Below are 26,424 nucleotides of genomic sequence, written 5' to 3'. Positions count from 1 at the left end.
CCGACGTCCGCGAGGAGCAGTGAGCGAGCAATGACGACGGTGGACAGGACGGACTCACCGGCCGGCGGTCCGGTCGAGGGTACGGCCGCCGAGGCGGTCCTGGTGGAGTTGGCCGATGCGCTCAGCCGGTTCCGCCGGGGCGACTTCAACGTTCGGTTGACCCGCCGCGAAGGGCTGGCCGGTGACGTCGCCGACCGGTTCAACGAGGTGGTGGCCGTGCACCGGCGGTCGACCCGGGAGGTCCGCCGGATCTGCCGGGTGGTCGGTCGGGAGGGCCGGCTGGCCGAACGGCTCGACCAGGAGGCGCTGGAGGGCGGCTGGCAGGAGACCGCCGGCTCGATCAACGAGGTCATCGACGACCTGGTACGGCCGAACCGCGAGTTCGCCCGGGTGATCGAGGCGGTCGCCGCCGGCGACCTGTCGCAGCGGTCCGAGCTGACCATCGACGACCGGCCGTTGAAGGGGGAGTTCGCCCGCATCGGGCAGACCGTCAACGCGATGGTCGACCAGCTGTCGTCGTTCACCGCCGAGGTCACCCGGGTGGCCCGGGAGGTCGGTACCGAGGGGAAGCTGGGCGGCCAGGCCGACGTGCGCGGCGCGTCCGGCACCTGGCGGGACCTGACCGACTCGGTGAACCTGATGGCGTCGAACCTGACCAACCAGGTCCGGTCGATCTCCCAGGCGGCCACCGCGATCGCGCAGGGCGACCTGTCCCGCAAGATCACCGTCGGGGCGAAGGGCGAGGTCGCCGAGCTGGCCGACACGATCAACTCGCTCACCGACACGCTCCGGGTGTTCGCCGAAGAGGTGACCCGGGTGGCCCGGGAGGTCGGTACCGAGGGGAAGCTGGGCGGCCAGGCCGACGTGCGCGGCGCGTCCGGCACCTGGCGGGACCTGACCGACAACGTCAACTCGATGGCGGCCAACCTCACCGCGCAGGTCCGCAACATCGCGTCGGTGTCCACCGCCGTCGCCCGCGGCGACCTGTCGCAGAAGATCACCGTCAACGCGCAGGGCGAGATCCTGGAACTGAAGTCGACCGTGAACACGATGGTCGACCAGCTGTCGTCGTTCGCCGACGAAGTCACCCGGGTGGCGCGCGAGGTCGGTACCGAAGGGAAGCTGGGCGGCCAGGCCCGGGTGTCCGGCGTGTCCGGCACCTGGCGGGACCTGACCGACAACGTGAACTCGATGGCCGGCAACCTGACCTCGCAGGTGCGCAACATCGCGCAAGTGTCCACCGCGGTGGCCAAGGGTGACCTGTCGCAGAAGATCACCGTCGACGCGCAGGGCGAGATCCTCGAACTGAAGAACACCGTGAACACCATGGTCGACCAGCTGTCGTCGTTCGCCGACGAGGTGACCCGGGTGGCCCGGGAGGTCGGCACCGAGGGGAACCTGGGCGGCCAGGCCGACGTGCACGGCGTCTCGGGCACCTGGAAGGACCTGACCGACAACGTCAACTCGATGGCGTCGAACCTGACCTCGCAGGTGCGCAACATCGCGCAGGTGTCCACCGCGGTCGCCGAAGGTGACCTGTCGCAGAAGATCACGGTCGATGCGCAGGGCGAGATCCTGCAGCTGAAGAACACCGTGAACACCATGGTGGACCAGCTGTCGAGCTTCGCCGATGAGGTCACCCGGGTCGCGCGCGAGGTCGGCACCGAGGGCAAGCTCGGCGGCCAGGCCCGGGTGTCCGGCGTGTCCGGCACCTGGCGCCACTTGACCGACAACGTCAACTCGATGGCCGGCAACCTGACCTCGCAGGTGCGCAACATCGCCCAGGTGTCCACCGCCGTCGCCCGCGGTGACCTGTCGCAGAAGATCACCGTGGACGCGCAGGGCGAGATCCTGGAACTGAAGTCGACCGTGAACACGATGGTGGACCAGCTGTCGAGCTTCGCCGACGAGGTCACCCGGGTCGCCCGGGAGGTCGGTACCGAGGGGAACCTGGGCGGCCAGGCCCGGGTCGCCGGTGTCTCCGGCACCTGGCAGGACCTGACGAACAACGTCAACTCGATGGCGTCGAACCTGACCTCCCAGGTGCGCAACATCGCCTCGGTGACCACCGCGGTGGCCAAGGGCGACCTGTCGCAGAAGATCACGGTCGACGCGCAGGGCGAGATCCTGCAGCTGAAGAACACCGTGAACACCATGGTGGACCAGCTGTCGAGCTTCGCCGACGAGGTCACCCGGGTGGCCCGCGAGGTCGGTACCGAGGGCAAGCTCGGCGGTCAGGCGCACGTCAAGGGCGTGTCCGGTACCTGGCAGGACCTGACCGAGAACGTCAACCAGCTGGCGTCGACGCTGACCACGCAGCTGCGCGCGATCGCCGAGGTGTCCACCGCGGTGACCCGCGGCGACCTGACCCGGACCGTCGCGGTCGCCGCGATGGGCGAGGTCGCGGAGCTGAAGGACAACATCAACCAGATGATCGTCACGCTCCGGGACACCACCAAGAAGAACGCCGAGCAGGACTGGATGAACTCCAACCTGGCCCGGGTGTCCGCCCTGTTGCAGGGCCAGCGGGACATTGGTGAGGTCTGCCGGATGATCATGAACGAGGTGACCCCGCTGGTCAACGCGCAGGTCGGCGCGTTCTTCATGTACGACCGGGAAGAGGCCGGGGTGCCCCGGCTGCGGCTGGTCTCCTCGTACGGCTACGTCTCGCCCGGCACCGAGGTGGTGTTCGCGCCCGGTGAGGGGCTGGTCGGCCAGGCGGTGCTGTCCCGCCGCACCATCCGGATCACCGGTACCCCGGAGGGCTACCTCACGGTGCGCTCCGGGCTGGGCACCGCGCCGCCGTCCGACGTGGTGGTACTCCCGGTGATCTTCGAGGGCGAGCCGCTCGGCGTCATCGAGTTCGCCTCCTTCGGTACGTTCTCCGGGCTGCACCTGACGTTCCTCGACCGGCTGGTCACCACGATCGCGATCGCGTTGAACACGATCCTGGCGAACCGGCGCACCGAGGAGCTGCTGACCCAGTCGCAGCGGCTGGCCCGGGAGATGCAGGACCAGTCCAACGAGCTGCAGCGCACCAACCTCGAACTGGAGGAGAAGGCGACCGCGCTCGCCGAGCAGAAGCAGAACATCGAGGTCAAGAACCGCGAGATCGAGATGGCCCGGCTGGGCCTGGAGGAGAAGGCACAGCAGCTCGCGCGGGCCTCGCAGTACAAGTCGGAGTTTCTGGCGAACATGAGCCACGAGCTGCGCACCCCGCTGAACAGCCTGCTGCTGCTGGCCCGGATGCTCGCCGACAACCCCGAGCGCAACCTGTCGGACAAGCAGATCGACTTCGCCCGCACCATCCACAGCTCCGGCTCGGAGCTGCTGGTGCTGATCAACGACATCCTCGACCTGTCCAAGGTCGAGGCCGGCCGGATGGACGTGCAGCCGGCCGAGGTCCCCGTCGACGAGATCACCGGGTACGTGCGGCAGGCGTTCCAACCGCAGGTCAACGAGAAGAAGCTGAAGCTGTCGGTGTCGGTCGAGGAGGGGGTCCCGGACCGGCTGATCACCGACGCCCAGCGGCTGCAGCAGATCCTGCGCAACCTGTTCTCCAACGCGGTGAAGTTCACCGAGCCGGGCGGCCAGGTGTCGCTGCGGGTCGAGCCGACGCCCGCCGACACCCGGTTCGGGGTCGCCTCGCTCGACGACGCCGAGCAGACCGTGTCGTTCGCGGTGTCCGACACCGGGATCGGCATCCCGGAGGACAAGCTGCAGCTCATCTTCGACGCGTTCCAGCAGGCCGACGGCACCACCAGCCGCAAGTACGGCGGTACCGGGCTCGGCCTGTCGATCAGCCGGGAGGCGGCGAAGCTGCTCGGCGGCATGATCACGGTGCGCAGCGAACCGGGCCACGGCAGCACGTTCACCCTGACGATCCCGGCGGTACTGCCGGCCGAGACGGCCGCGGCGCTGTCGTCCCGGCCGTCCGAGCCGTGGAAGCCGGTGTCGGTGCAGGAGGCGGCGAAGGCGCTGGTACCGATCGTGGCACCGCCGCCGGAGCGACCCGCCGAGGTCGAGCGCGACGCCGCCGCCGGCACCGAGACCGAGCGGGGCGCGGCACCGGACCTGTCCGGCATCCGGGTGCTCATCGTCGACGACGACATCCGCAACGTGTACGCGCTGTCCAGCGCGCTGGAGATGCACGGCATGACGGTGCTGTACTCCGACAACGGCAGCGACGGGGTGCGCAAGCTGGCCGACGACGCGCCGGTCGACATCGTCCTGATGGACGCGATGATGCCGGAGATGGACGGGTACGAGACGACGCAGCTGATCCGGCAGAAGCCCGAGTTCGCCGACCTGCCGATCGTCTTCCTGACCGCGAAGGCGATGCCCGGTGACCGGGACAAGAGCCTGGAGGCCGGCGCGTCGGACTACATCGCGAAGCCGGTCGACCTGGACGAGCTGCTGGACCTGATGGCGTCCTGGCTGCCCAACCGGGGCAGCGGAGAATGACGCACCGGCCCGTTGGCTCCGCCGACGGGGAGGGCCCAGAATGGTGGCGGGGGAGACCGGCTCGGATCGGCCGTGCGATGGGGAAGGAAACGCATACATGACAGCACCGCGACGCGCCCGGGTACTGATGGTCGACGACCGGCGGGAGAACCTGGTCGCGCTGGAGGCGATCCTGCAGGGGATGCCGGTCGATCCGATCGCCGTGGGCAGCGGCGAGGAGGCGTTGAAACGCCTGCTCAGCGAGGACTTCGCGGTGATCCTGCTGGACGCGCAGATGCCCGGAATGGACGGCTTCGAGACCGCCGGGCACATCAAGCAGCGGGAGCGCACCCGGCACGTGCCGATCATCTTCCTCACCGCGGTCGACCGGGACGCGCACCTGGCGTTCCGCGGCTATGCCGCCGGTGCGGTCGACTACATCACCAAGCCGTTCGACCCGTGGGTGCTGCGGGCCAAGGTGTCGGTGTTCGTCGAGCTGTGGCTGAAGAACCAGCAGCTGGCCGAGCAGACCGCGACCGCGAAGGCGCGGGAGGCCGAGCAGCGGTCCCTGGTGTCCATCATGGACAGAGCGGCGGACGTGCTGCGCGGCACCGACGGCGCGGCGGTTTCCCAGGCGCTGTCGATCCTCGGCGAGGCCGACGAGGTCCTGGACCGCTGACCGGACCGCTGACACGCCCTAGGGGCGTGTCTTCTTGGCTCCGCCTGGGCGAGCCGGAGTCCCTTTGTTCGCTCGCAAGGCGCAGGTGCGGGTGCATACCGGTGTCGTATGCGCTCGTGCCGACAACGCCGCGAGCGGGCGAACGGGCCCGGCGCAGCCGGGTGGCTGGCCATGAAGACACGCCCTAGGGGTGCGGATCCGGGGGCGACCCGGATCCGCCCGGCCGCGCCGACCCGTAGCGTCGGGACGACTTCACAGAACACGGGAGGCGTCCGGTGCGGGTACGAAACGGGTTGGCCCTGGTCGCGTTGCTGCTCGCGGGCGGTGCGCTGACCGGCTGCAGCATGGATGTCGGCCTGTCCGGGAAGACCACCCACAGCGTCAGGTCGTTCGACCTGTCCGCGGACTCGCTGACGGTACTGGCCGACAACGACGTGACGGTGGTGCCGGGCAAGGCCGGCGCGGTGACGGTGGACCGCTGGCTGACCGGCAAGGCGGCGAACCGGGCCAGCTGGCAGCTGCACGGCGACGAGCTGCGGGTGACCGCACCGTGCGTCGGGGTGAACCTGAACTGCGGCGCCCGGTACCGGGTGACGGTGCCGGCGGATCTCGCGGTGTCGCTGTCCACCGACTACGGCGAGGTTTCGGCGGAGGGGCTGACCGGCGGGCTGAACGTGGCGGCCGAGCACGGCGACGTGCGGTTGTCCCGGATGTCCGGCCCGATCCGCGTCTCCACCGACTACGGCCAGGTGTCGGCCGACCAGTTGCGCTCGGACGACGTGATGGCCCGCAGCGACAATGGCGACATTTCACTCAAGTTTCGCACCGCGCCGACCCGGGCGACCGCCCGCTCGACGTACGGCGAGATCTCGCTGACGGTGCCGGACTCGTCGTATCACGTGGTGACCCAGACGAAGTACGGGGACGTGGTGTCGCAGCTGACCGACGAGCCGGACGCGAAGCGGGCGCTCACCGCCGAAACCGACAACGGCGACGTCGCCATCCACACCACCGGCTGAGCCGTCGAACCGCGGACCGGGTGGCCGAACGGCGCTACATCCCGGCGTCGGCCAACGTTCGCCCGGCCGCAGGTTAAGGTTCATCCGATGAGCGCTGGACGGGTACGGGTGCCGGTACGCACCCGAGAGACCGAATTCGCCGCAGGCACCTACGGGCCCTCCGCGGCGCTCGGCGCCCGGCTGATCTGCGCCGGCGTCGGCCTCGGCGTCGTGCTGCTGCTGCTCGGCCTGTTCGTCAAGACCGGCCCGATGACCACCGCCGGCACCGACACCGACTGGCTCGTCTCGTCGGCGCGCAACGGGCTGTTCACCCCGATCGCGAAGCTGTTCACGCTGGTCGCGACGCCGGAGCTGTGGGGGGTGCTCGGCCTGGTCATCCCGATCGTGCTGGTGCTGGCCCGGCGCCGGGGCCAGGCGTTGCGGGTGTTCGGCGTGCTGGTCGGCTCCGCCGGTGTCACCTTCGTGGCGAAGGCGCTGATCGACGAGCACCGGCCGACCAAGAAGCTGTGGCTGGAGCCGGCCAGCAGCGGCAGCTTCCCCAGCGGCCACTCCGCCGCGGCCTGGGCGATCGTGGTCACCGCCGTCATCCTGGTACCGCCGGCGGCGAAGCGCGGCGTGGCGATCGGCGGCGCGATCTTCGCCGTGCTCGTGATGGGCTCCCGGGTCTATCTGGGCGTGCACTACCCGGGCGACACCGTCGGCGGGGCGCTCGCGACCGCCGCCGTGGTCGTCTTCCTCGCCGGCCTGTCCCGAATGCCGCCGCTGCGCCGCTGGCTGCCCGCCCTGGACCGGTCCGGCCGGGACGACCGGCCGCCGTACCCGGCGCGCGTCGGCACCGGCCGCTGAACTGTTCCGCCCCGCCGGCACCACTAGCGGCGCCGTCACCGGCAGCGGCGTCGTCACCGGCTAGCTGCGTCGTCACCGGAATGCGGCGCCTTCACCGGCGGCGGCGCAGGCAGCGGCGCCGTCAGGCGATCCGGCAGGTGCTGCCGTCGAGGGCGAACCCGGTGCCCGGGCCATCCCGGTCGCCGACCGTCGCGGTGAAGCCGACCTGGGCACCCTGGTCGGTGAGATCGTCGTTCCAGCCTGCGGACCGCACCGAGACGGTCGTGCCGTCCTGGCTGAAGTGACCGTTCCACCCGGCGGTGACACGCTGGCCGGCCGGCAGCCGGAAGGTCAGCGTCCAGCCGTGCACCTGCCTGCGGCTGCGCACCAGCACGGTCGCGGTGTACCCGTTGCCCTGCCGGCTCTGGTACGACCAGGCGACGGTGCAGTCGCCGGCGACCGCGCCCTCGGGTGACGCCGACCGCCGCGTCGAGCCGGACGGCCGGGGCGAGGCCGCCGCACCGGTACTGGCACTCGCCCGCGCCGAGCGCGACGGGCTGGCGCTGGCGGAGCCGGTACCGCTGCGCGCGGACGGCGTGGCCGGGCCGGTACTGGCCGCCGGGACCGGGAGCGCGACGTCCGGCGACGTCCGGCCGCCGTGCTGGTCCTTCGGCCAGACGGCCACCGACGCGCCGACCGCGACCGCCAGGACCAGCACCACCGCCGCCGCCAGCGCCACCCGGCGACCCGCCGTGCCGAGCCCGCGGCGCGGCTCGTACCGGGCGCCCGCGGCGGGTGCCCGGTCCACGCCCGGCGGATCGTCCTCCCCTGCGGCGGCCCGACCGGCGGGCGCCACCGACGCGGCCCCGGCGTGCCCCTCGACGGTCGCGTCCGCGTCGACGACGTCGGTGGCGGGCCCGCCCGGCGCCATCCCAGGATCGAGGACACCGGCGGCACGGGGATCAGCGGTGGCCGCCAGTGCGACAACCTCGGCGGCACGCGGCTCGGCGGTGGCGGCCGGGGCGCGGAGGTCCGTGGCGCTTCCCTCGGCGACCGGGGCCAGCGCGTGCAACTCGGCGGCGAGGTGCGCGGCGGTCGGCCGGTCCTTGGCGCGCTTGGCCAGGCAGCGGCGCCGGAGCCGGTCCACCTCGGCCGGCAGGCCGGCGATCGGCGGCAACGCCGCGGGCGGCCCGTACCAGTGGGCCTGGGTGGCGTCGGTCGTGGTGTCGCCGCCGAACGGGGTCTCGCCGGTCAGCAACACGTGCAGCAGCACGCCCAGCGAGTACACGTCGGAGGACGGCTCGACGGGCAGCCCGGCCAGCCGCTCCGGCGACAGGTACGCGGGCGTGCCGAGGATGCTGTTCTCCCCGGGCGGGGCGTCCCGGTCGCCGATCGCCGCCGAGATGCCGAAGTCGACGACCTTCGCGCCGGCCTCGGCGAGCAGCACGTTCGCCGCGGTGACGTCGCGGTGCACGATGCCCCGCGCGTGCGCCGCGGCCAGCGCGTCGGCCACCTCGGCGGCCACCGTCACCGCCGCCGGCCAGGGCAGCGGGCCGTCGTCCAGCCGGGCCGCGAGGGACCGTCCCGGCACGTACTCCATCACCACGAACGGCAGCACCGTGCCGTCCGGGCCGGTCGCCTCGGCGCAGTCGAACACGTTGACGATGTGCGGGTGGGTCAGCCGGGCGACGGCGCGGGCCTCGGCCCGCACCCGCTCGGTGTCCGGCGTGGCGCCGGTCAGCAGCTTGATCGCGACCGGCCGCTCGAGCACCCGGTCGTACGCCTGCCACACCACGGACATGCCGCCGGCGCCGAGCCGTCGGCGCAACCGGTACCGGCCGTTGAGTACGGTGTCCGCCCGCACGCTCTGCACCTGCCAGAGTCTGCCGGAAGCGGCCCGGCTGACCGGTTCCCCGGCCCCCGAACCGGGAGTGTGCCGGGTCACACCGGAGCCTGGGCCGGCTCGCTCCATGACCGGCGCCGGCTCACTCCGCGGGCCAGCCGGCGCACTCCGCGGCCAGCGGGCTCACCTCGCGGGCCAGGCGGCGCACTCCGCGGCCAGCGGGCGCACGTCGCGGGCCAGGCGGCGCACTGGGCGGTCGGGGGGCTCACCTCGCGGGGCAGGGGGCGCACTGGGTGGTCGAGGGGCTCACTTCGCGACCCGGCCGGCGCACTCCGCGGTCGGGGCGGCTCACTCCGCGGTGGGGGCGGCGACGACGACGCACAGGTCGTCGTCCGGCGCCGAGCCCAACGTCGCGGTGACGTGGTCCACCAGCGCCGCCGGGTCGCCCAGGTCCACGTGCTCGCCGACGTGCAGCAGCGCCTCCAGGCCGCTCGCCAGCGTGCGGTCCCGCCGGACCACCAGGCCGTCGGTGTAGAGCAGCAGCCGCTCGCCGGGCGGCAGGTCGACGGCCGCCTGCTGGTACGCGATGTCCGGCGCGGCGCCGACCGGCAGGCCCAGCGGGCCGGTCAGCACGCTCGCCGAACCGTCCGGCGCGTACCGCAGCGGCGCCGCCTGGCCGGCCGCGGCCCACTGCATCCGGTGCTCGGCCGGCTGGTACCGGGCCACCACCAGGGTGGCCAGCTGGCCGGCGCCGAGTTCGCCGATCATCCGGTTCAGCGCCGAGAGCAGCTCGCCCGGGTCCATGCCGAGCACCGCGTACGCCCGTACCGCGTTGCGCAGCCGCGCCGCCGCCACCGTCGCCGCCAGCCCGGCACCGGCCACGTCGCCGACCACCAGGTAGGTCGAGGCGCCCGCCGGACCCGACCGCAGCGCGAACACGTCGTACCAGTCGCCGGCGACCCGGCCGGTCGCCTCGGACGACCGGCACAACCCGGTCACCGAGATCCCCGGCGTCGCGGTCAGCTCCGGATCGGTCGGCAGCAGCGCGTCCCGCATCGACTCCGCCGCCCGCGACTCGGCCCGCAGCCGCTGCTTCTGCGCGGCCAGCGCCTCCTGGGCGCGGCGCAGCTGCGACTCGACCGCCCGCTCCTCGGTGACGTCCTGCGCGGTACCGCGGATCGCCCACACCGCACCGTCGGAGTCGAACTCCGGCTCGCCGCTGAGCCGCAGCCGGCGGCCCGGCGCGTCCGCCAGCCGGTGCTCGACGGTGAACGCCCGGCCGGCCAGCAGCGCGCCGCGGATCGCCTCCTGCACCGCGTACCAGTCGTCGGCGTGCACGTACTCGCCGCTGTCCGACAGCGGCAACGCGCCCTGCTCCTCGGTACGGCCGAGCAGCCGGTACATCTCCGGCGACCAGCGCGCCGCGCCGGTGCGCAGGTCCCACCGGAACGAACCGAGCCGGCCGATCCGCTCCGCCTGCAACAGCTGGTCGTGCAGCGCCTCGGCGGTCGAGCGGCGCTGCCACAGGCACAGCACCCCGTCCCCGAGACGGGTCGCGTCGAACCGCGCCACCAGCGACCTCTCGGTACCGTCCGCGGCGGCGTCGATGGTCACGTCGCCGAGCCGGGCCGGCTCACCGTCCGCGAGCACCCGGGCGAACTCACCGAGCAGCAGCCGGCTGCCGGTGTCCGGCAGCACCGCGAGCAGCGTCCGGTCCGTCGCGTCCGGCCCGGCCAGCGCGGTCAGCTGCGCGGCCGCCGCGGCGTTCGCGTACTCGAAGCGGAAGTCGACGACCCGGCCCTCGTCGTCGCGCACCGGCCCGAGCAGCACCCCCGGCGTGGGTACCGCGTCCAGCACCGCCCGGGTCGGATCGGCCTCGGTGGCGGGCAGCTCGGCGGTCGTCAGCCGGCCCACCCGGCCACCGATCGGCGCCGCCAGCGCCACCAGGTAGCGGTGCGCCTGCGCGGTCAGCTCGGTCGGCTCCCGCCACCCGACCGCCAGCACCCCGACCACCTCGGTACCGGCGGACAGCGGTACGGCCAGCACCGAGCGCATCGTCGCGTCGCCGGTGTCGGCGACCCAGACGGTGTCGCTGTCGCTGAAGGCGGTACCGGCGGCGGCGGCGAGCGGCGCCGCGGCGTCGTCGCCGTACCCGCCGACCGGCTGCAACTGGTCGGCCGGGTCGCGCAGCAGGATCGACACCGCGGCCGGCGCCGGCCAGCCCACGGTGGCCTCCGCGACGGTCTCGGCGAGCTGCGGGTACTCCCGGGCGGTCGTGATGCGCGCGGACAGCAGCTGGTGCTGCGCCTGCAACGCCTCGACCTCCGGCTGCCGGGCCCGCGGCTGTTCCGGGACCGGACGGCCGGCGGCGCGGCGGCGGGCGTGCGCGAGGTACTGGTCGAGTTCGTCGTCCAGGAACGCGGCCGGCTGGTCGGTCTCCGGCGCCGGTGCGGTCGCGCCGACGAGCGCAGCGGCCACCTCGGCCAGTTTGATGTTGGTGCGCTGGGACAGCCGAACCAGATGGTCGAACGCCTCGTCCGGGCCCACCCCGAGCCGCTCCACCAGCATGCCCTTGGCCTGTTCGATGACCGCCCGGTTGCGCATCGCGCGGCGCATCCCGGCCAGCTCGTCGCGCAGCCGGGCGACGACCCCGGCGAGCGCCTCCTGCGGCTCGGCCGGGTCCGCACCGGCGTCGGGCGCCGCGCCCGCACCGGCCGACGCGCCCTCGCCGCTCCCCGCCTGGTTCTTCACGGTAGGCCGGCCTCCTGGGTACGACGGGTCGCGGTGGAGCGTACCGCCCGGCGGGCCCCGGCCGCGTTCCGCACCGTGCCGCGGTCGGGAACGCCGGGACCGTCCCGAGTCGCTATGGTGGGCCGGAATCCGTCAAAACGGGAGGACACTGTGCGCAGAACATCGGCATTCCGGGCGGGTGCCGTCGGCGCCCTGGCCGGCGCGCTGCTCGCCGCCGCCCTGCCCGGTGCGGTGTCGGCCGCCCCCGACCTGAAGTCCGCCAACTGGTACCCGGACGCGATGCACCTGGCGCAGGCGCAGCAGATCGGTACCGGTCGGGGCGTCACGGTCGCGGTCCTCGACAGCGGCGTCAACCAGATCCCGCAGCTGTCCGGCCGGGTGCTGCCCGGATTCGACCCGGGCGGCGGCGACGGCCGCCGGGACCGGGACGGCCACGGTACGAGCATGGCCGCGCTGATCGCCGGTTCCGGCGGGATGCCCGGTGTCGCGCCGCAGGCGAAGATCCTCCCGGTGTACGCGATCAAGGGCGAGCAGGCATCGCTGATGCCACCGAACACGATCACCCGGCTCGTGCACTACGCGATCGACCACGGGGCGCGGGTGGTCAACATGTCGTTCGGCGTCGACGATCAGGCCGATCCGTCCGACGCGCCGTGGAAGAAGAACCTCGTCGCGTACGCGACCCGGCACCGCGCGGTGCTCGTCGCCAGCACCGGCAACGACCCGAAGGCCCCGCTGGGTCGGCCCGCCGACGTGCCCGGCGTGGTCGCCGTCTCCGGCCTCGGCCGGAACGGCTCGACCTGGACCGGCTCCAGCACCGGCAACGGCACCGTCCTCGCCGCGCCCGCCGAGAAGATCACCTTCCCCACCGGCGTCCCCGGCAAGGAGTACGAGACGTCCAGCGGCACCAGCGGCGCGAGCGCCCTGGTCGCCGGCGTGCTCGCGCTGATCATGTCCAAGTACCCGGACATCTCCTCGGCCGACGCGGTCAACCGGCTCATCGCCACCGCGCAGGACCTCGGCGCGAAGGGCCGCGACCCGGTGTACGGGTTCGGTGCGGTCGACGCGGCCGCCGCACTGGCCCCGCAGGTACCGAAGGCGGACGGCAACCCGCTGGTCGCCGGCGGCGGCGCCACCACCTCCGCCAGCGGTTCGAAGGGCGCGGATTCCGGCCTGTCCACCGCGGTGCTGATCGCGGTGATCGTGGTCGCCGCGTTGTTGATCCTGGTGCTGATCGTGGTGATCGTGACGCTGCGCTCCCGCCGTCGCGGCGGTGGCGGGAACAACGGCGGTGGTGGCGGTGGCGGTGGCGGTCCGGGCGGCCCGCCCGGCGGGCCCGGCGGCGGCCCGGTCGGGTACGGCGAGCCGCAGCAGGCGCCGCCGCAGTGGCAGCGCACGCCCAACGAGCCGGTACCGGCGGGCCAGTGGGGCCCACCGCCGCCCGGCCGCTGACGACAGCATCGGGGCCCGGGAGCGCCGCTCCCGGGCCCCGATGTCGTCCGGTCGTTCCCTGGCACCGATGTCGTTTCTCGCTCGGCCCGGCCCGGTCACGCTCTCGGCGCTGCTCGGCCCGGTGCCGCTCCGGTCGGGCTCAGCGCCAGTCGTCGGCGTGCGGTCGGCCGCCGAGCAGGCCGGTGGCGGCCTCCTCGTCGCCGCCCCAGACCTCCTCGTCCTCGGTCAGCCAGGTGCTGTACTCCTCGCCTTCGCCCTCGCCGGAGCCGCGCCCGCCGGCTGCGCCGCGGGGCCGCACCGCGCCGCGGCCTCCGGTGGCCCCCGCCGTACCGCCGCCGGCGTTGGCGAACACCCCGCCGGGGACGCCGCCGCCCGATGCGCCACTCGGCGACGAGGCAGCGCCGGCGCCGGTGCCGCCACCCAGCCCGGCACCGAAACCGGCACCGGTGGGGCCGGCGCCCGCACCGGTCAGCACCGATCCGCCGGCACCGGGCCCGTTCACGTCGCCGATGTCCCGCGACGGGTCGTGCGTCGTCGACGGTGGCGTGTCGTGCGAGTGGTCGTCCAGCCGGTGGTACCTGTCGTCGACCTTGTGGTCCTTGTCGTGCTGCGTGTCGTCGTGCGTGCCGGGTGGGGCGGTGGTGCCGCTGCCCGGGTCGGCCGACCCCGGATGCTTGCTGCGGTCGTGCAGGTCGTGGCCCGGCAGATCCTTGTCCGGGTTGGTGACGTGCCACTGCCCGGCGGCCCCCTGGTAGGTGCCGGCCAGCTGCGCGATCAGCTGCACCATCCGGTTCTTGGCCGCCTTCTTCTGCTCCTCGTCCTTGTTGTGGCCCATGATTCCGCCGATGACGCCACCCGCGAGGGTGCCGACCGGCCCGGCCACCGAACCGATCGCGGCACCCTTCGCGGCGCCGCCCATCGCCTGACCGTTGTCGTCGGTGTCTTCCGGGTCCTCGTTGTGTTTCTTCGCCTCGCGGAGCTGACCGTTCGCGTCCTGCAGGGTGTCGTGGAACTCGCCGATGTCGGTGGCGAGGTCACCCGCGAACCGTGCGATCAGGCCCATCCGTCGGTGGAACTCGTCGCCGGAGCTGCTGGACCACTCCTTCGCGAGGTTCTTCAGCTCGCCGCTGAGGTTGGTGTTCATGTCGTGCACGCCGCTGACGATCTTCTTCCAGTCGGCGAGCAGGCCGTCCACCTGGTTCGGGTCGCCGGCCTTGAGCCCCTCGTACAGCGTCTCGTGGCTGAACTTCTCGTACTTGGCGACGAGGTCCTCGCAGTCCTTCGGCGGGTAGGTGCCCATCAGGCCTTCTCCTTCAGTGCGTGACCGACCGGGGCGAGCGTGCGCTCGATGTCCTTCGAGTTGGCGTCGTTGCGCGCCTCTGCGGTCCGGTACGTCGCGAGGATCGTCTTGGTGGCGTGTTGCGCCGCCTCGATCGCGCTCTTCAACCGCTGCACCCGGTCGTGGTAGTCCTTCGCCGTCGACGAGTAGAAGCTCGCCGCTTCGTTGCCGTCGCTGAAGGTGCCCAGCTTCGGGCTGGCGTGCCAGAGCCTGGCCTCGATGGTCTCGAGCATCGAGACAGCTGCGCTGTGATGGTTGGCCAACGCCGTCTGGAAGTCCTCCAGCGAGTGGACGTCGACAACGGTCTTGCCGTACTCGGTGGTCATCGAGAAGCCCCGTTTCACCCGGTCACTGCGAGTCGGCGGCAGGCCGAGCCCCGGCCCGACTGCCGTGTAGCCAGCGTAAAGGATGGGTACCAACCGAACCGAGATCATTGTGCCGGTCTGCGCGGGCCGTGCCGGGCGGTGAGGTTCGTCCGATGTCGGACAGTCGCCAGCCCCGGTGGCCGGTGCCCGCCGGACCGGTCAGTCCGTCTGCTTCTGCGGGCTCGCGGTCGGCGACGGTGCGTTGACGATGTTGAACCGGGTGGCCTGGTCCGGGTCGAGCGCCGGCCCGGTCGGCACCAGGTCGAGCAGTGCGACCGGCACCGGCACCGGCTTCCGGCCGCCGAAGCCGAGCAGCTCGCTCGCGTTCTTCTTCCCGGATGTGACCAGCGCGTACTTGAAACCCTCGTCGGTCACCAGAAAGACGGTGGTGCCGGCCGTGACACCGGGCTGCGGCTGCTCCCGGACCAGCGCACCGTGCCCACCGGGCAGCACGATGCGGTCCGCGACCGGGCCGGTGTCCGCCGGCCCGCTGGTGGTGTTGCCGGCATTCGGATCCGGCCGCAGCGCCTTCGGCGCCTGCTCGTACAGCCGGAGCGTGACCGACTCGGTCACGCTGCCCTTCTTCGCGCCCCGGTAGCCGGCGCACACCGCGGGCTGGCTCCCGGACAGCGACTCGATCTCCGGCACCTTGGCCGGGAAGTGCTTCGGCTCCAGGGTGGTGCGCGCGTTCAGGTCGCCGGCCACCGCGTTCGCCGGCACCTGCGTCGGCTGCGCGCCCGCCAGCAGCAGTTTCGCCGTCACCTCGTGGATCGAGACCAGCCCGTCGCGCATCAGCACGTAGTAGACGTCGCCGCTGCGGAACACGTCACCGACCTTGTGCTGAGTACCGTCGACGGTCTTGCCCGCCTCGCCCTTGCCCGGGATCCGCGGCACCGCGAGGTCGCGGCCCTGCGGCACCGCGGAGATCATCGCGGTACCGACCACCGACCGGTCGGCGCCGGTCAGACCGAGCGAGGTGAGGCTGGTGTCGTCCGGGATCTTGTATCGCTCGTCGTGCCAGAGCAGGTACATGGTGCCGTCGGTGCTGCCCTCGGTCACCAGCAATCCCTTGTCGCCCATGCCATGACCGCCGGGCAGCGCCCGGCCCACCATCAGCTCGGTGGCGAGGCTGGTGGTGGAGCTGGCGAACCGCGGCGAGCTGCACACGATCCACGGCAGGCCGACCAGCGCGTCCGCGGACGGCACCGAGTCCGGCGCGCCGACGATGCCGATGGCCGCGCCGCGCGGCACGTCCCGCAGCGAGTTCGCCGAGACCTGCTGTGGCGCGGTCGCACCGACGATCAGCCGGGCGGACGCGTAGTTGAGCACCGGATGCAGGGTGCCGCCCTGGTAGATGTAGCGCGCCCCGGACTCGCGCTCGATCACCAGCGTGTTGTCCTTCTTCCAGGCGCTCTTGCCGCCCGGCCGGAGGATGCCGTACACCCCGACGCCGGCGAAGACGATGGTCGCGATCATGAAGCTGGCGAAGGCGGCGAGGCCGAGTCGACGCATCGGCAGCACAGTGCTCTCCGGCTCGCCGGACAGCATCGCCGAGACGATCCTCCTGGTGACGAACCGATAGCCCTGCAACTGTTCGCGCCGCGTGGGCATGCACCCTCCCGTGCCGTCCGGTACGTCTTGACACGACCGGAGGCCGATCGTACGGGATGCGTGCACGCGCGAGAGTTGACGGTTTTGCGGCCTCCCTACGATAGATTCCCGCCGGTACCGTGTGCATGCGCGTCGAGCCGAATCGTGTTGGTCTGCGGCCAGCCGGGCAGTGCCGACCGAGGTGCCGGCCGCCGCACCGGGCGACCGGTGCGGCGACGACGGGTAGCCGGACCGGGGAAAGGATGCCAGCCATGGTGATGACGCAGGCACCACCGCCCGCCCGGGGCGCCGTCCGACTGGACGACGCGAACCTCGGCGAGGTGACGTTCGCGCCGCGCGGCGGCCGGCGTCGGTTCGGCGGCGTCCGGGTCGGCCAGTTCGTCCTGGTCGAGGTCGCGCTGGCCGCGTTGATCATCGCCGCCAACCTGCACTCCGCCTACTGGCTCGGCGGCACCGGCGTGCTCGCGCTGGTGCTGCTGTTCCTGGCGTTCGGCCGGGCCGGCGGGCACTGGTGGACCGAATGGCTGCTGCTGCGCCGCCGCTACCAGCGGCGCAAGGACGGCCGCGGCGCGAGTACCGACGACGCCCGGCTCGCCGCGCTGCGCCGGCTGGTGCCCGAGCTGTCCATCCGCACCGTCGAGGACCGCGGCAACCGGATCGGCATCGGCCAGGACGAAGCCGGATGGTTCGCGGTGGTCGCCGTCGCGCCACGCACCGGGCTGCGCGGCGACCCGACCGAGTCGCTGCCGCTGGAGGCGATGGCGCGGGTGCTCGACGAGGGTGGCCTGCGCGTCTCGGTGCTGCAGATCGTCGTGCACACCATCCCCGGCCCGGCGGCGATGCTGGACGACACCGCGCCGGCCGCCCGGTCGTACCGGCAGCTCGCCTCCGACGACATGGGCGTGGAACCGATCGACCAGCGATGCTGGGTCGCGGTCCGGCTCGACCCGACGACCGCGTCGCAGGCCGCCGCCACCCGCGGCGGCGGCGTGGACGGTGTGCACCGGGCGCTGTCCACCGCGATCGGCCGGCTCGGCAAGGCGATCAGCGGCGCCGGCCTGGAGTACGAGCTGCTCGACGCCGAGGGTGTCCGCGACGCGCTGGCCCAGTCCTGCGGGGTCACCGGATACGTCGACCCCGGTTCGGTCGGCCAGATCGGCGAGGAGTGGTCCAGCTGGCGGGCCGGCGGCTTGGCGCACGCCTGCTTCTGGGTGCGGGACTGGCCCCGGCTGCGCGACGTCGGCGGCGTGATCGGCCGGCTGGCCCGCACCCCCGCGGTGCTGACCAGCGTCGCGGTCACGATGTCACCCGGCGACGACGGCATCGACTTCCGCACCCTGGTCCGGGTCGGCGGCCAGCCCGAGCAGCTGAGCGGCAACTGCCGTGCGCTGCAGCACTTGGCGCGGGTGTCCCGGGCCAAGCTGTTCCGGCTCAACGGAGAGCAGGCGCCGTCGGTGTACGCGACCGCGCCGAGTGGAGGTGGCGCCCAGTGAGCGTCTACGGGTCCCCGCGCCGGCCGGACGAGCCGGAGCCGCCCCGCGGCCGGCACTCCCGCGACGACGACGAGAACGAGCCCGACCCGCAGCCGACCGGGTACGGCGCCCGGGGCGGCGGCTACCGGCGCCCGGTCGACGAGCCGGGCACCGGGCAGGCCGAGCCACCGCCCGCCGCTGGACCGCCGGCCCAGCCCACCACGTACGGCCGGGCCACCCCGCCGGGCGCGGACCGGCCGGGCGTGCCGCCGTCCGGGGAGCCGACCGGCCGGGCTCCCTCGGGTACGACGTACGGCTCGGCCCGGCCGCCGCGGGCACCGTCCCAGCCCGGCCACCCGCCGGAGCCCGGTCACCCGCCTCAGCCCGGCAATCCGTCCCGGCCCGGCCCCCCCGGCCCGCCCCGGGCGGTGACCGGCCCAGCGGCGACGCCACGGCACGAGCCTCCGCAAGGTGGGGCGGCGGCCGGCGCGCGACCGCAGCCGTCGGCCGCGGCCGCGCCGGCTGCCGCCGTACCGCCGGCTGCCGCCGTACCGCCGGCTGCCGCCGTACCGCCGGCTGCCGCCGTACCGCCGGCCCCGCCCGGTGCGCCGGGGCCCGGCGCCGCGACCCACCCGGTGCCGCCCTCGGCCGCCCAGTCCGGTCGGCCGGTTGAGCCTGGTCGGCCGGTTCAGCCCGGTCGGCCGGTTCAGCCTGGTCGGCCGGTCCAGCCCGGGCATCCGGTGTCCGGCCCGCCGGTCGGTGGGACTCCGGTGGCCGGATCTCCGGTCAGTGGGATCCCTGTCTCCGGGTCGCCGGTCAGCAGGATCCCGGTGTCCGGCCCGCCGGTCGGTGGGGCCCCGGTGTCCGGCCCGCCGGTCGGTGGGGCCTCGGTGTCCGGCCCGCCGGTCGGTGGCCCGCCGGTCAGTGGGATCCCGGTCTCCGGCGGCGCACTCGTACCGATGGGCGGCGATCCGGCCGCGCGGATCCGCCCGGTGCCGAACGGGCCGGCGGGGCCGCTCAACGCTGGCGGAGCGCCCAAGATGAGCCCGGTGTCGGGCCTGCCGATGTCCGGCGCGCCGGTGTCGGGTGCCTCGATGCCGGGCCTGGTCCGGCCGGGGCAGCAGCAGCCACCGCTCGGCTCCGGCACCGTGTACGGCGGGGTCGAGCCGGCGCAGCCGCAACGCCCGGCGGCCCGGCCGCGCCGGCTCCGCCCGTTCCAGCGGTTGCGCGCCGGGATGCACGGGGTGTCCCGCGGTGCGCTGCAACAGATCGAGGTCCCGGGGACCAGCAGCGGGCTGCTGCTCGGCCGGGACGGCAGCAAGGCGCCGGTGCTGGTGCGCATGTTCCGGGACGAGCCGACCCGGTTGTCGCTGATCGGCGGGTTGTGGGCGGCCCGGGTGACGGTGTTCCGGGCGCTCGCGATGGGCGCGCGGGTGGTCGTGTTCACGAACCAGCCGAGCGAGTGGCAGGGCTTCGGGCGCTGGGCGACCGGCCGGGACGACCGGGTCGCGGTGATGTCGGGCGAACGTCCGGTCACCGTGGGCGCGACGGCGACCTCACCCGCCCTGATGCTCTACGACGTGGGCCTGCACGGCGCCCAGCAACCGCCGGCGCTCGGCCCCTGGCAGACCCAGTTGACGGTGCTGCGGCAGCTCACCGCGTACGGCTTCCCGTCGGTGCAGGCGTCGAACATGATCTTCCTGCAGCGGCTGGCGTCGACCGAGGCGTTCGCGGCGGCGTCGGTGCTGCAGCTGACCTCGGAGACGGTGAACCTGCTCCAGGTGATGCGGGACGACATGATGGCGGTGCTCGGCGGCCAGGCCGACCGGTACCTGTGGCTCAACCCGACCGACGTGGAGAGCCAGCAGTTCGGCGCCGCCCGACGCTGACCGGGTTCGCATCGCGCCGGGCGGGCCGGAGCGATGCGAACCGCCGCGGGTCAGCCCTTGATGGAGCGGATGAACGCGTACGCCCCGCAGATCCACAGCACCAGCGGGATCACCGCGACGATCAGCAGCACCTCGACGATGTCGACGACCTTGGTCCACACCGGCATCACCCGGGCCTGCGGCAGGGTGAGACCGCAGATCAGGCTGATCACCGCGACGACGAGCACCCCGGGAACGACCGCGACCAACCGCAGTAGTGGCCCCGCGGCGGCGAACCCGGCCACCGCGGTCAGACCGAGCCCGAGCATCCCGGCGATCATCAGCGGCAACCGCTGCCAGCCGCCGGCGAACGAACGCGACCTCGCCAACAGCACCAGCGCCAGCACGGCCAGCAGGATCAGCCGCGGCCAGCCGGATCCGCCGAAGGCGACGGCGAACTCGGCGCCGAGCCCGAGCAGCGCGGTCGCACCGAGCAGGCCGGTCAGGTGCCGGTCGGCGGCGTCGCTCTGCGACAGCACCCGCTCCCCGTCCACCGTCTCCGTGTCGGTGCGCAGCTCCTCCGGCCCGGACGGGATGGTCGGCATCGGCAGCCGGCCGAGCCGGAACGACAGCGTCGGCAGCGCGGAGGTGAACACCAGCGCGAGCGCGCCGACGATGCCGCCCGAGCCGGCCGCGCTGATCCCGGCGACCAGGCTCAGCGCCGCCCCGACGACCAGGCCGAACGTGCAGATCGCGGCGGCCAGGAAGAGGTGCGCATAGTCGGCGACCGCCACCGCGGCGAGGACGGCGAACAGCACCGCCACACCGCCGCCGATCAGCAGGTGCGCGGCTCGCAGATCGCCGGCGCCGTGGTCGCCGGCGGCGACGAGCAGCCCGCCGACCGTCGCGTACGCGACGGCGAGCAGCGCCAGCATCGACCCGGTCTGGCTGTTGGCCATCGCCCGCGCCGAGATCGCCGCGGTCACCAGCAACGCGACCGCGATGCCGAGCCCGCCCAGCGCCGGTGGCAGCTGCGGCGGGCCGGCGGTGAGCAGCAGGCCGAGCCCGAGCACCAGCGCGCCGATCGCGGCGCCCAGGCCGAACCGGCGGGTGAACGACGGGCCCCACCGCCCGCCGCGTTCCTGGGTGGCGGTGGCGATCGCGTCGACGACGTCGTCGAACACCGCGTCCGGTGCCGACGTGCTGCGCGGGGTGAAGTAGAGCTGCTCGCCGTCGCGGATGCCGAGCTGCCCGGCGCTGCGGGTGCTGTCCAGCACCATGCCGCCAAGCCGGGCCAGCACCCAGCCGCCCTTGGTGGTGCCGTCGTCGGCGAGGTCTTCGCCGGCGTAGCGCAGCAGTGTCGGGAGCAGGTCGGCGAGCGGGACGTCTTCGGGCAGTGCCAGGTCGATCCGGGTCTTCGGCGCGACGATCGTGACCCGGCACAACCCGCTGCCGACGGCGTTGGCCACATTGGCTCCTTCGACTTCGAGGGACACCGCGAACCCGTCCATCATCGCGGACCGGTCAAGTGCGCCGAAACGACGAAGTTGTAGGGATCTTCCTAGGAGACCGGGCCAAGCAGGGGCACGGTGTGCGTCGCCGGGCAGGGTGGCGCCGATCCGACAAGATAGGCAGCGGCACACAAAGCACCTTGGGCGCAGCCTGCACCCGGCACCTTGGGCGCAGCCTGCACCCGGCACCTTGGGCGCAATCTGCACCCGGCACCGTGGGCGCGGCCTGCGCCCGGCACCGTGGGCGCGACCAGCGCCCGGCACCTCGGGCGCGCTCGGCCGCGCCCCCGACACGTACCTCCCCGGAGGCGGCATGACGACGGTGGTGTTCCGACGCCCGGCCCGACGGCCCGGCCCGCAGTTGCCGCGTGGTGAACTCCTGCTGGAGTCGCCGCCGGAGGTGCCGGAGCAGCTGCCCCGCAGCATCGGCCAGATCCTGATGATCCTGCCGATGCTGGCCGGCGCCGGCGCGATGGCCTTCATGTACGCGGGCCGCGGCGGCGGCATGATGACCTACCTGGCCGGGGGCATGTTCGGGGTGTCGATGCTGGGCATGGCGGTCGGCCAGATCGGTGGCGGCAGCGGCGACAAGAAGGCCGAGCTGAACGCCGAGCGGCGCGACTACATGCGCTACCTCGCGCAGGTACGCAAACGGGTGCGGCGGGCGGCGGAGGCGCAGCGTTCGGCGCTGACCTGGAAGCACCCGGAGCCGGACGCGTTGTGGTCGATCGCCGCGTCGCGGCGGATGTGGGAGCGGCGGGTCAACGACGACGACTTCGGTGAGGTCCGGGTCGCGGTGGGCCCGCAGAAACTCGCCGTCAAGATCGTCACGCCGGAGACGAAACCGGTCGAGGACCTGGAGCCGATGAGCGCGATCGCGCTGCGCCGCTTCGTCCGTACCTTCAACACGGTGCCGAACCTGCCGACCGCGGTGTCGTTCCGCGCGTTCAGCCGGATCGTGCTGCGCGGCGACCGGGAGGCGGACCTCGGTGCCGCCCGTTCCCTGCTCTGCCAGGCCGCGGTGCTGCACGCACCGGACGACCTGCGGATTGCCGTGGTGACCCCGACGGAGAACTTCGCCACCTGGGACTGGGTCAAGTGGCTGCCGCACAACCAGTACTCGCGGCGCAGCGACGCGGCCGGCGCGTCCCGGCTGGTGTTCGAGACGATGCGGGAGCTGGAGGAGCTGCTCGGCGACGAGATCGCCGCGCGCCCGCGGCACTCGCCGGACGCCAAACCGATCACGGAGGTGCCGCACCTGCTGGTGATTCTGGACGGCGGCGAGGTCGCGCCGGACTGCCAGCTGGCCGGCGCCGGCCTGATGGGTACCACGGTGCTCGACCTGAACGGCATCGTGCCGCGCGACGCCGGCCGCTGGCTGCTCTGCCTGGACCTGTGGCCGGACCGCGCCGAGGTTTATCGCGGCGATCGGAGCACCCCGATCGGCCGGCCGGATCACGTCAGCCGGGAGCAGGCCGAGGCGATCGGCCGGCAGCTGGCGCCGCACCGGATGTCCGCGCAGACCGGGCCGGAGGACGCGCTGGCCACCGCGTACGAGCTGACCGACCTGCTGGGCGTCGGTGACGCCGGCACCCTGGACCCGCACCGCACCTGGCGGCCGAACAAGCCGAACCGGGAGCGGCTGCGCATCCCGCTCGGCCGCGGCCCGGACGGCAACGTGGTCGAGCTGGACTTCAAGGAGGCCGCGCAGGAGGGCATGGGGCCACACGGGCTGATCATCGGCGCGACCGGTTCCGGCAAGTCCGAGCTGCTGCGCACGATCGTCTCGGCGCTGGCGATCAACCACTCCTCCGAGGAACTCAACCTGGTGCTGGTCGACTTCAAGGGTGGCGCGACGTTCGCCTCGCTGGACGTGCTGCCGCACACCAGCGCGGTGATCACCAACCTGGAGGACGAGATCGAGCTGGTCGACCGGATGAAGGACGCGCTGGCCGGCGAGATGGTGCGCCGCCAGGAGCTGCTCCGGGCGGCCGGCAACTACGTCTCGCAGTACGAGTACGAGAAGGCCCGGCGGGCCGGAGAGCCGCTGGAACCGTTGCCGGCGCTGCTGATCATCTGCGACGAGTTCTCCGAGCTGCTGGCCGCGAAGCCCGACTTCATCGAGCTGTTCGTGATGATCGGCCGGCTCGGCCGGTCGCTCGCGGTGCACCTGCTGCTCGCGTCCCAGCGGTTGGAGGAGGGCAAGCTGCGGGGCCTGGACACCCACCTGTCCTACCGGATCGGCCTGCGTACCTTCTCCGCGGTCGAGTCGCGCATCGTGCTGGGCGTGCCCGACGCGTACGAGCTGCCGAACGCGCCCGGGCACGGCTATCTCAAGGCCGACACGTCCACGATGCTGCGGTTCCGCGGCGCGTACGTCTCCGGCCCGTACCAGCAGGGCGCGGCGAAGGAACGCGCGAAGGCGTTGGTGTCCAACAAGGTGGTGCGCTACAGCGTCGACCACACCCCCGAGCTGGAGCTGCCGGAGGAGCCGGCGGCGCAACCGGAACCGGCGGAGCAGGGCGGCAAGCAGACCGCCACGCTGGAGGTGATCGCGGAGCGGCTGACCGGCCAGGGCAAGCCGGCGCACCAGGTCTGGCTGCCGCCGCTGGCCGCGCCGCCGCCGCTGTCCGAGCTGCTGCCGGAGCTGACGGTGGACCCGAACCGGGGCCTGTGCCCGGCGGGTTCGGCGCTGCTCGGCACGCTGACCACCCCGGTCGGTGTCGTCGACAAGCCGTACGAGCAGAAGCGTGACCTGTTCTGGGCCGAGCTGGGCGGCGCCGGCGGCAACGTGATCATCGTGGGCAGCCCGCAGTCCGGCAAGAGCACCATGCTGCGCTCGCTGATCGCGTCGATGTCGCTCACCCACACGCCGCGCGAGGTGCAGTTCTTCTGCCTGGACTTCGGTGGCGGTTCACTCACCGGGCTGCGCGACCTGCCGCACGTCGCCGGGGTGGCGACCCGGCGCGAGGCGGAGGCGGTCCGGCGGACCGTCGCCGAGGTGATCGGGCTGCTGGACGAGCGGGAGGGACGGTTCACCGAGCTGGGCGTCGAGTCGATCGCCACGTACCGGCGACGGCGGGCCGACGGCGAGTTCGCCGACGACCCGTTCGGCGACGTGTTCATGGTGGTGGACGGCTGGGGGACGCTGCGCGAGGACTTCGACGAGTACGAGCAGCGGCTGACCAGCCTGGCCCAGCGCGGCCTGGGGTTCGGAGTGCACCTGGTGATCACGGCGGCCCGCTGGGCCGAGGTCCGGATCAACATGCGCGACCTGCTGGGGACCAGGTTCGAGCTGAAGCTGGGCGACCCGGCCGAGTCGGAGATCGACCGCCGGGCGGCGGCGAACGTGCCGGCCCGCACGCCGGGGCGCGGCCTGTCCCCGCAGAAGCTGCACTTCCTGTCCGGGGTGCCGCGCATCGACGGGCAGGCCACCGACGAGAACCTCGGCGACGGCGTGGCCGACCTGGTCCGCCGGGTCGACGAGGGTTGGACCAGGGACCCGGCGCCGAAGGTGCGGTTGCTGCCCCGGGAGTTCGCGGCGGCGGAGTTCATCGAGCGCGCACCGCAGACACCGGCCGGCGTCGTCACGATCGGCTTGGACGAGAGCCGGCTGGCCCCGGTGGCGCTCAACTTCGCGACCGAGCCGCACTTCTACGCGCTCGGTGATTCCGAGTGCGGCAAGTCGTCGATGCTGCGGATGATCGCGAAGCAGATCGTCGCGAAGACGACACCGCAGCAGGCGCGCATCATCATGGCCGACTACCGGAGGTCGATGCTGGGCACGATCGAGGGCGACCACCTGCTCGGGTACGCCGCGTCCGGGCAGGCGTTCGGCGAGATGATGGGTTCGGTGGTGGGCGCGATGAAGGAGCGCCTGCCCGGCCCGAACGTCACGCCCGAGCAGCTGCGCGACCGTAGCTGGTGGAAGGGCCCCGATCTGTACGTCATCGTCGACGACTACGACCTGGTCGCGAGCCCGTCCGGCAACCCGCTGCAACCGATCGCCGAGTTCCTCCCGCAGGCCAGGGACATCGGCCTGCACGTGATCCTCACCCGGCGTTGCGGTGGCGCCGCCCGGGCCATGTACGACCAGGTGTTGCAGCGGTTGAAGGAACTCGACAGTCCGGCGCTGTTGATGTCCGGCAACCGCGAGGAGGGCGCCCTGTTCGGCAACCTGCGGCCGAGTCCGCAGCCGCCCGGCCGTGGCACGCTGATCCGGCGGCGGGAGGGCAACGAACTCATCCAGGTGGCCTTCGATCCGCCGGCCTGACCGGGCGCCCACCGGCGCCGACCCGGCGGTGCCGGTGGGTCGCGAGCGCGGCGCGGGGCGGCCGAGCCGGGGCTGATCCAGTGATTCAGGCCAGTTGCGGGAATCCGATAGAACTGTCACGGAAGACGAGACCCGCGGTGTTCTGTGCGGGCTGCGCATGATCTGGGTGGGGCTGCCCACCACTCGCCCCTCCCGGAGCATTGCGCACGTCCGATACCGTACTACCTACGTTGGGTAGGCCGCCTACGCCGGTTTTGTGGTCGGCGGTGTCGGTCGGGACACGGGGTCCTCCAATAGTTCGGGAGGTGGATCATGGGCAACGGGCCCATGCAGGTTGACCACGCGACGCTGCACACCGCAGCCAACGACGTCCGGTCGACCCGGGACGACATCCAGGGCGATCTGACCAAGCTCGAAACGCTCGTCCAGCAGGATCTGGCCAGCGCCTGGCAGGGTTCCGCGGCGGGCTCGTTCCAGCAGCTGATGCAGCGGTGGAGCGAGGACAGCAAGACGCTGCTCAAGGCGATGGACGACATCGCAGACCTGCTCGACAAGTCTGGCCGGCAGCACCAGCACAACGACGAGGAACAGCAGCAGATGCTGGACAAGATCCACTCGGCGCTGAACGGCTGACGGGGAAGGGCTGACGAACAATGTCGATGATCAAGGTCGATCCGCACGTCCTGCAGGAAGCGCACTCGCAGATGAAGTCCATCGCGCAGGGCATGGACCAGAAGCTGGACACGCTCCGCTCGGGTCTGCAGCGGATGGAGTGGGAAGGTAGCGACCGGCAGGCCTACCAGGAGCACCAGCAGAAGTGGGACAAGGCCGTCACCGACCTGAACCAGGTGCTCAACCAGATCGGCGGTGCGGTCGGCATCGCCAGCGAGAACTACGTCAACACCGAGATGAGCAACTCCAAGCTGTGGGGCTGACGCTCGTTCGGTGATGCGGTGACGATGTGGGCGGGCCT

Annotated in this window: 16 protein-coding genes; 10 read left to right on the top strand and 6 right to left on the bottom strand. The window is 72.8% G+C overall.

Going from position 1 to position 26,424, the window contains the following annotated elements; all coding sequences use genetic code 11:
* The first annotated feature begins 30 nt into the window (after window positions 1-30).
* From Athai_RS28275 to Athai_RS28260, 4 genes are all read left to right on the top strand, one after another.
* A complete protein-coding gene (locus Athai_RS28275) occupies window positions 31-4,464 on the top strand; it encodes a HAMP domain-containing protein (protein WP_203964297.1) in 4,434 nt (1,477 codons plus the stop codon).
* Window positions 4,465-4,561: 97 nt separating this feature from the next.
* Window positions 4,562-5,122, top strand: coding sequence for a response regulator (locus Athai_RS28270; protein WP_203964296.1), 561 nt, complete (start codon window positions 4,562-4,564; stop codon window positions 5,120-5,122).
* 275 nt (window positions 5,123-5,397) lie between these two features.
* Window positions 5,398-6,141 (top strand): DUF4097 family beta strand repeat-containing protein, encoded by a 744-nt coding sequence (locus tag Athai_RS28265; protein ID WP_203964295.1) that lies wholly within the window; start codon window positions 5,398-5,400, stop codon window positions 6,139-6,141.
* A gap of 87 nt (window positions 6,142-6,228) precedes the next feature.
* A complete protein-coding gene (locus tag Athai_RS28260) occupies window positions 6,229-6,987 on the top strand; it encodes a phosphatase PAP2 family protein (protein ID WP_203964294.1) in 759 nt (252 codons plus the stop codon).
* A gap of 121 nt (window positions 6,988-7,108) precedes the next feature.
* On the opposite strand, the gene Athai_RS28255 is transcribed toward Athai_RS28260, so the two are convergent.
* Window positions 7,109-8,839, bottom strand: coding sequence for a serine/threonine-protein kinase (locus Athai_RS28255; protein ID WP_203964293.1), 1,731 nt, complete (start codon window positions 8,837-8,839; stop codon window positions 7,109-7,111).
* A gap of 318 nt (window positions 8,840-9,157) precedes the next feature.
* Window positions 9,158-11,560 carry a SpoIIE family protein phosphatase gene (locus tag Athai_RS28250; protein WP_203964292.1) on the bottom strand — a complete coding sequence of 801 codons (2,403 nt, stop codon included), beginning with the start codon at window positions 11,558-11,560 and terminating at the stop codon, window positions 9,158-9,160.
* A 150-nt stretch (window positions 11,561-11,710) separates the two neighbouring features.
* Between Athai_RS28250 and Athai_RS28245 the strand changes: the two genes are divergently transcribed.
* On the top strand, window positions 11,711-13,012 hold the full coding sequence (locus Athai_RS28245) for a S8 family serine peptidase (RefSeq protein ID WP_203964291.1): 1,302 nt from the start codon (window positions 11,711-11,713) through the stop codon (window positions 13,010-13,012).
* 139 nt (window positions 13,013-13,151) lie between these two features.
* Here the strand turns inward: Athai_RS28245 and Athai_RS28240 are convergent, their stop codons facing one another.
* The 3 genes from Athai_RS28240 to eccB form a co-directional block, all read right to left on the bottom strand.
* Window positions 13,152-14,312 carry a WXG100 family type VII secretion target gene (locus tag Athai_RS28240; protein WP_203964290.1) on the bottom strand — a complete coding sequence of 387 codons (1,161 nt, stop codon included), beginning with the start codon at window positions 14,310-14,312 and terminating at the stop codon, window positions 13,152-13,154.
* Window positions 14,312-14,677 carry a hypothetical protein gene (locus tag Athai_RS28235; RefSeq protein ID WP_203964289.1) on the bottom strand — a complete coding sequence of 122 codons (366 nt, stop codon included), beginning with the start codon at window positions 14,675-14,677 and terminating at the stop codon, window positions 14,312-14,314. Before Athai_RS28235 ends, Athai_RS28240 begins: the two co-directional genes overlap by 1 nt.
* Window positions 14,678-14,875: 198 nt before the next feature.
* A complete protein-coding gene (gene eccB, locus Athai_RS28230; RefSeq protein ID WP_203964288.1) occupies window positions 14,876-16,327 on the bottom strand; it encodes a type VII secretion protein EccB in 1,452 nt (483 codons plus the stop codon).
* 251 nt (window positions 16,328-16,578) lie between these two features.
* Here eccB and eccE point away from each other — a divergent pair, with 251 nt between their 5' ends.
* Complete coding sequence (gene eccE / locus Athai_RS28225; RefSeq protein WP_203964287.1) at window positions 16,579-17,820, top strand: type VII secretion protein EccE; 1,242 nt, start codon at window positions 16,579-16,581, stop codon at window positions 17,818-17,820.
* 1,019 nt (window positions 17,821-18,839) lie between these two features.
* Window positions 18,840-19,688: a hypothetical protein gene (locus Athai_RS28220; protein WP_203964286.1), complete on the top strand. Its 849-nt coding sequence runs from the start codon at window positions 18,840-18,842 to the stop codon at window positions 19,686-19,688.
* Between the two features lie 50 nt (window positions 19,689-19,738).
* On the opposite strand, the gene eccD is transcribed toward Athai_RS28220, so the two are convergent.
* Entirely contained in the window at window positions 19,739-21,136 is a 1,398-nt protein-coding gene (gene eccD / locus Athai_RS28215) for a type VII secretion integral membrane protein EccD (protein WP_239157223.1), read from the bottom strand.
* Between the two features lie 355 nt (window positions 21,137-21,491).
* Here eccD and eccCa point away from each other — a divergent pair, with 355 nt between their 5' ends.
* The 3 genes from eccCa (at window position 21,492) to Athai_RS28200 (ending at window position 26,386) form a co-directional block, all read left to right on the top strand.
* Window positions 21,492-25,451, top strand: coding sequence for a type VII secretion protein EccCa (gene eccCa / locus Athai_RS28210; protein ID WP_203964285.1), 3,960 nt, complete (start codon window positions 21,492-21,494; stop codon window positions 25,449-25,451).
* Window positions 25,452-25,778: 327 nt separating this feature from the next.
* Window positions 25,779-26,084, top strand: coding sequence for a WXG100 family type VII secretion target (locus Athai_RS28205; protein WP_203964284.1), 306 nt, complete (start codon window positions 25,779-25,781; stop codon window positions 26,082-26,084).
* Window positions 26,085-26,104: 20 nt separating this feature from the next.
* On the top strand, window positions 26,105-26,386 hold the full coding sequence (locus tag Athai_RS28200; RefSeq protein WP_239157222.1) for a WXG100 family type VII secretion target: 282 nt from the start codon (window positions 26,105-26,107) through the stop codon (window positions 26,384-26,386).
* Window positions 26,387-26,424: the final 38 nt, after the last annotated feature.

Source organism: Actinocatenispora thailandica, from assembly GCF_016865425.1.
Lineage (GTDB): Bacteria > Actinomycetota > Actinomycetes > Mycobacteriales > Micromonosporaceae > Actinocatenispora > Actinocatenispora thailandica.
The sequence above is the reverse complement of the archived record's forward strand: the minus strand, read 5'-3'. Positions and strand labels throughout refer to the sequence as shown.

What these genes read in the sequence shown, in the direction of transcription:
- Athai_RS28275 (WP_203964297.1), top strand. Translation starts at nt 31, where the DNA reads ATGACGACGGTGGACAGGACGGACTCACCGGCCGGCGGTCCGGTCGAG.
- Athai_RS28270 (WP_203964296.1), top strand. Translation starts at nt 4,562, where the DNA reads ATGACAGCACCGCGACGCGCCCGGGTACTGATGGTCGACGACCGGCGG.
- Athai_RS28260 (WP_203964294.1), top strand. Translation starts at nt 6,229, where the DNA reads ATGAGCGCTGGACGGGTACGGGTGCCGGTACGCACCCGAGAGACCGAA.
- Athai_RS28240 (WP_203964290.1), bottom strand. Translation starts at nt 14,312, where the DNA reads ATGGGCACCTACCCGCCGAAGGACTGCGAGGACCTCGTCGCCAAGTAC.
- Athai_RS28235 (WP_203964289.1), bottom strand. Translation starts at nt 14,677, where the DNA reads ATGACCACCGAGTACGGCAAGACCGTTGTCGACGTCCACTCGCTGGAG.
- eccB (WP_203964288.1), bottom strand. Translation starts at nt 16,327, where the DNA reads ATGCCCACGCGGCGCGAACAGTTGCAGGGCTATCGGTTCGTCACCAGG.
- eccE (WP_203964287.1), top strand. Translation starts at nt 16,579, where the DNA reads ATGGTGATGACGCAGGCACCACCGCCCGCCCGGGGCGCCGTCCGACTG.
- Athai_RS28220 (WP_203964286.1), top strand. Translation starts at nt 18,840, where the DNA reads ATGAGCCCGGTGTCGGGCCTGCCGATGTCCGGCGCGCCGGTGTCGGGT.
- eccCa (WP_203964285.1), top strand. Translation starts at nt 21,492, where the DNA reads ATGACGACGGTGGTGTTCCGACGCCCGGCCCGACGGCCCGGCCCGCAG.
- Athai_RS28205 (WP_203964284.1), top strand. Translation starts at nt 25,779, where the DNA reads ATGCAGGTTGACCACGCGACGCTGCACACCGCAGCCAACGACGTCCGG.
- Athai_RS28200 (WP_239157222.1), top strand. Translation starts at nt 26,105, where the DNA reads ATGTCGATGATCAAGGTCGATCCGCACGTCCTGCAGGAAGCGCACTCG.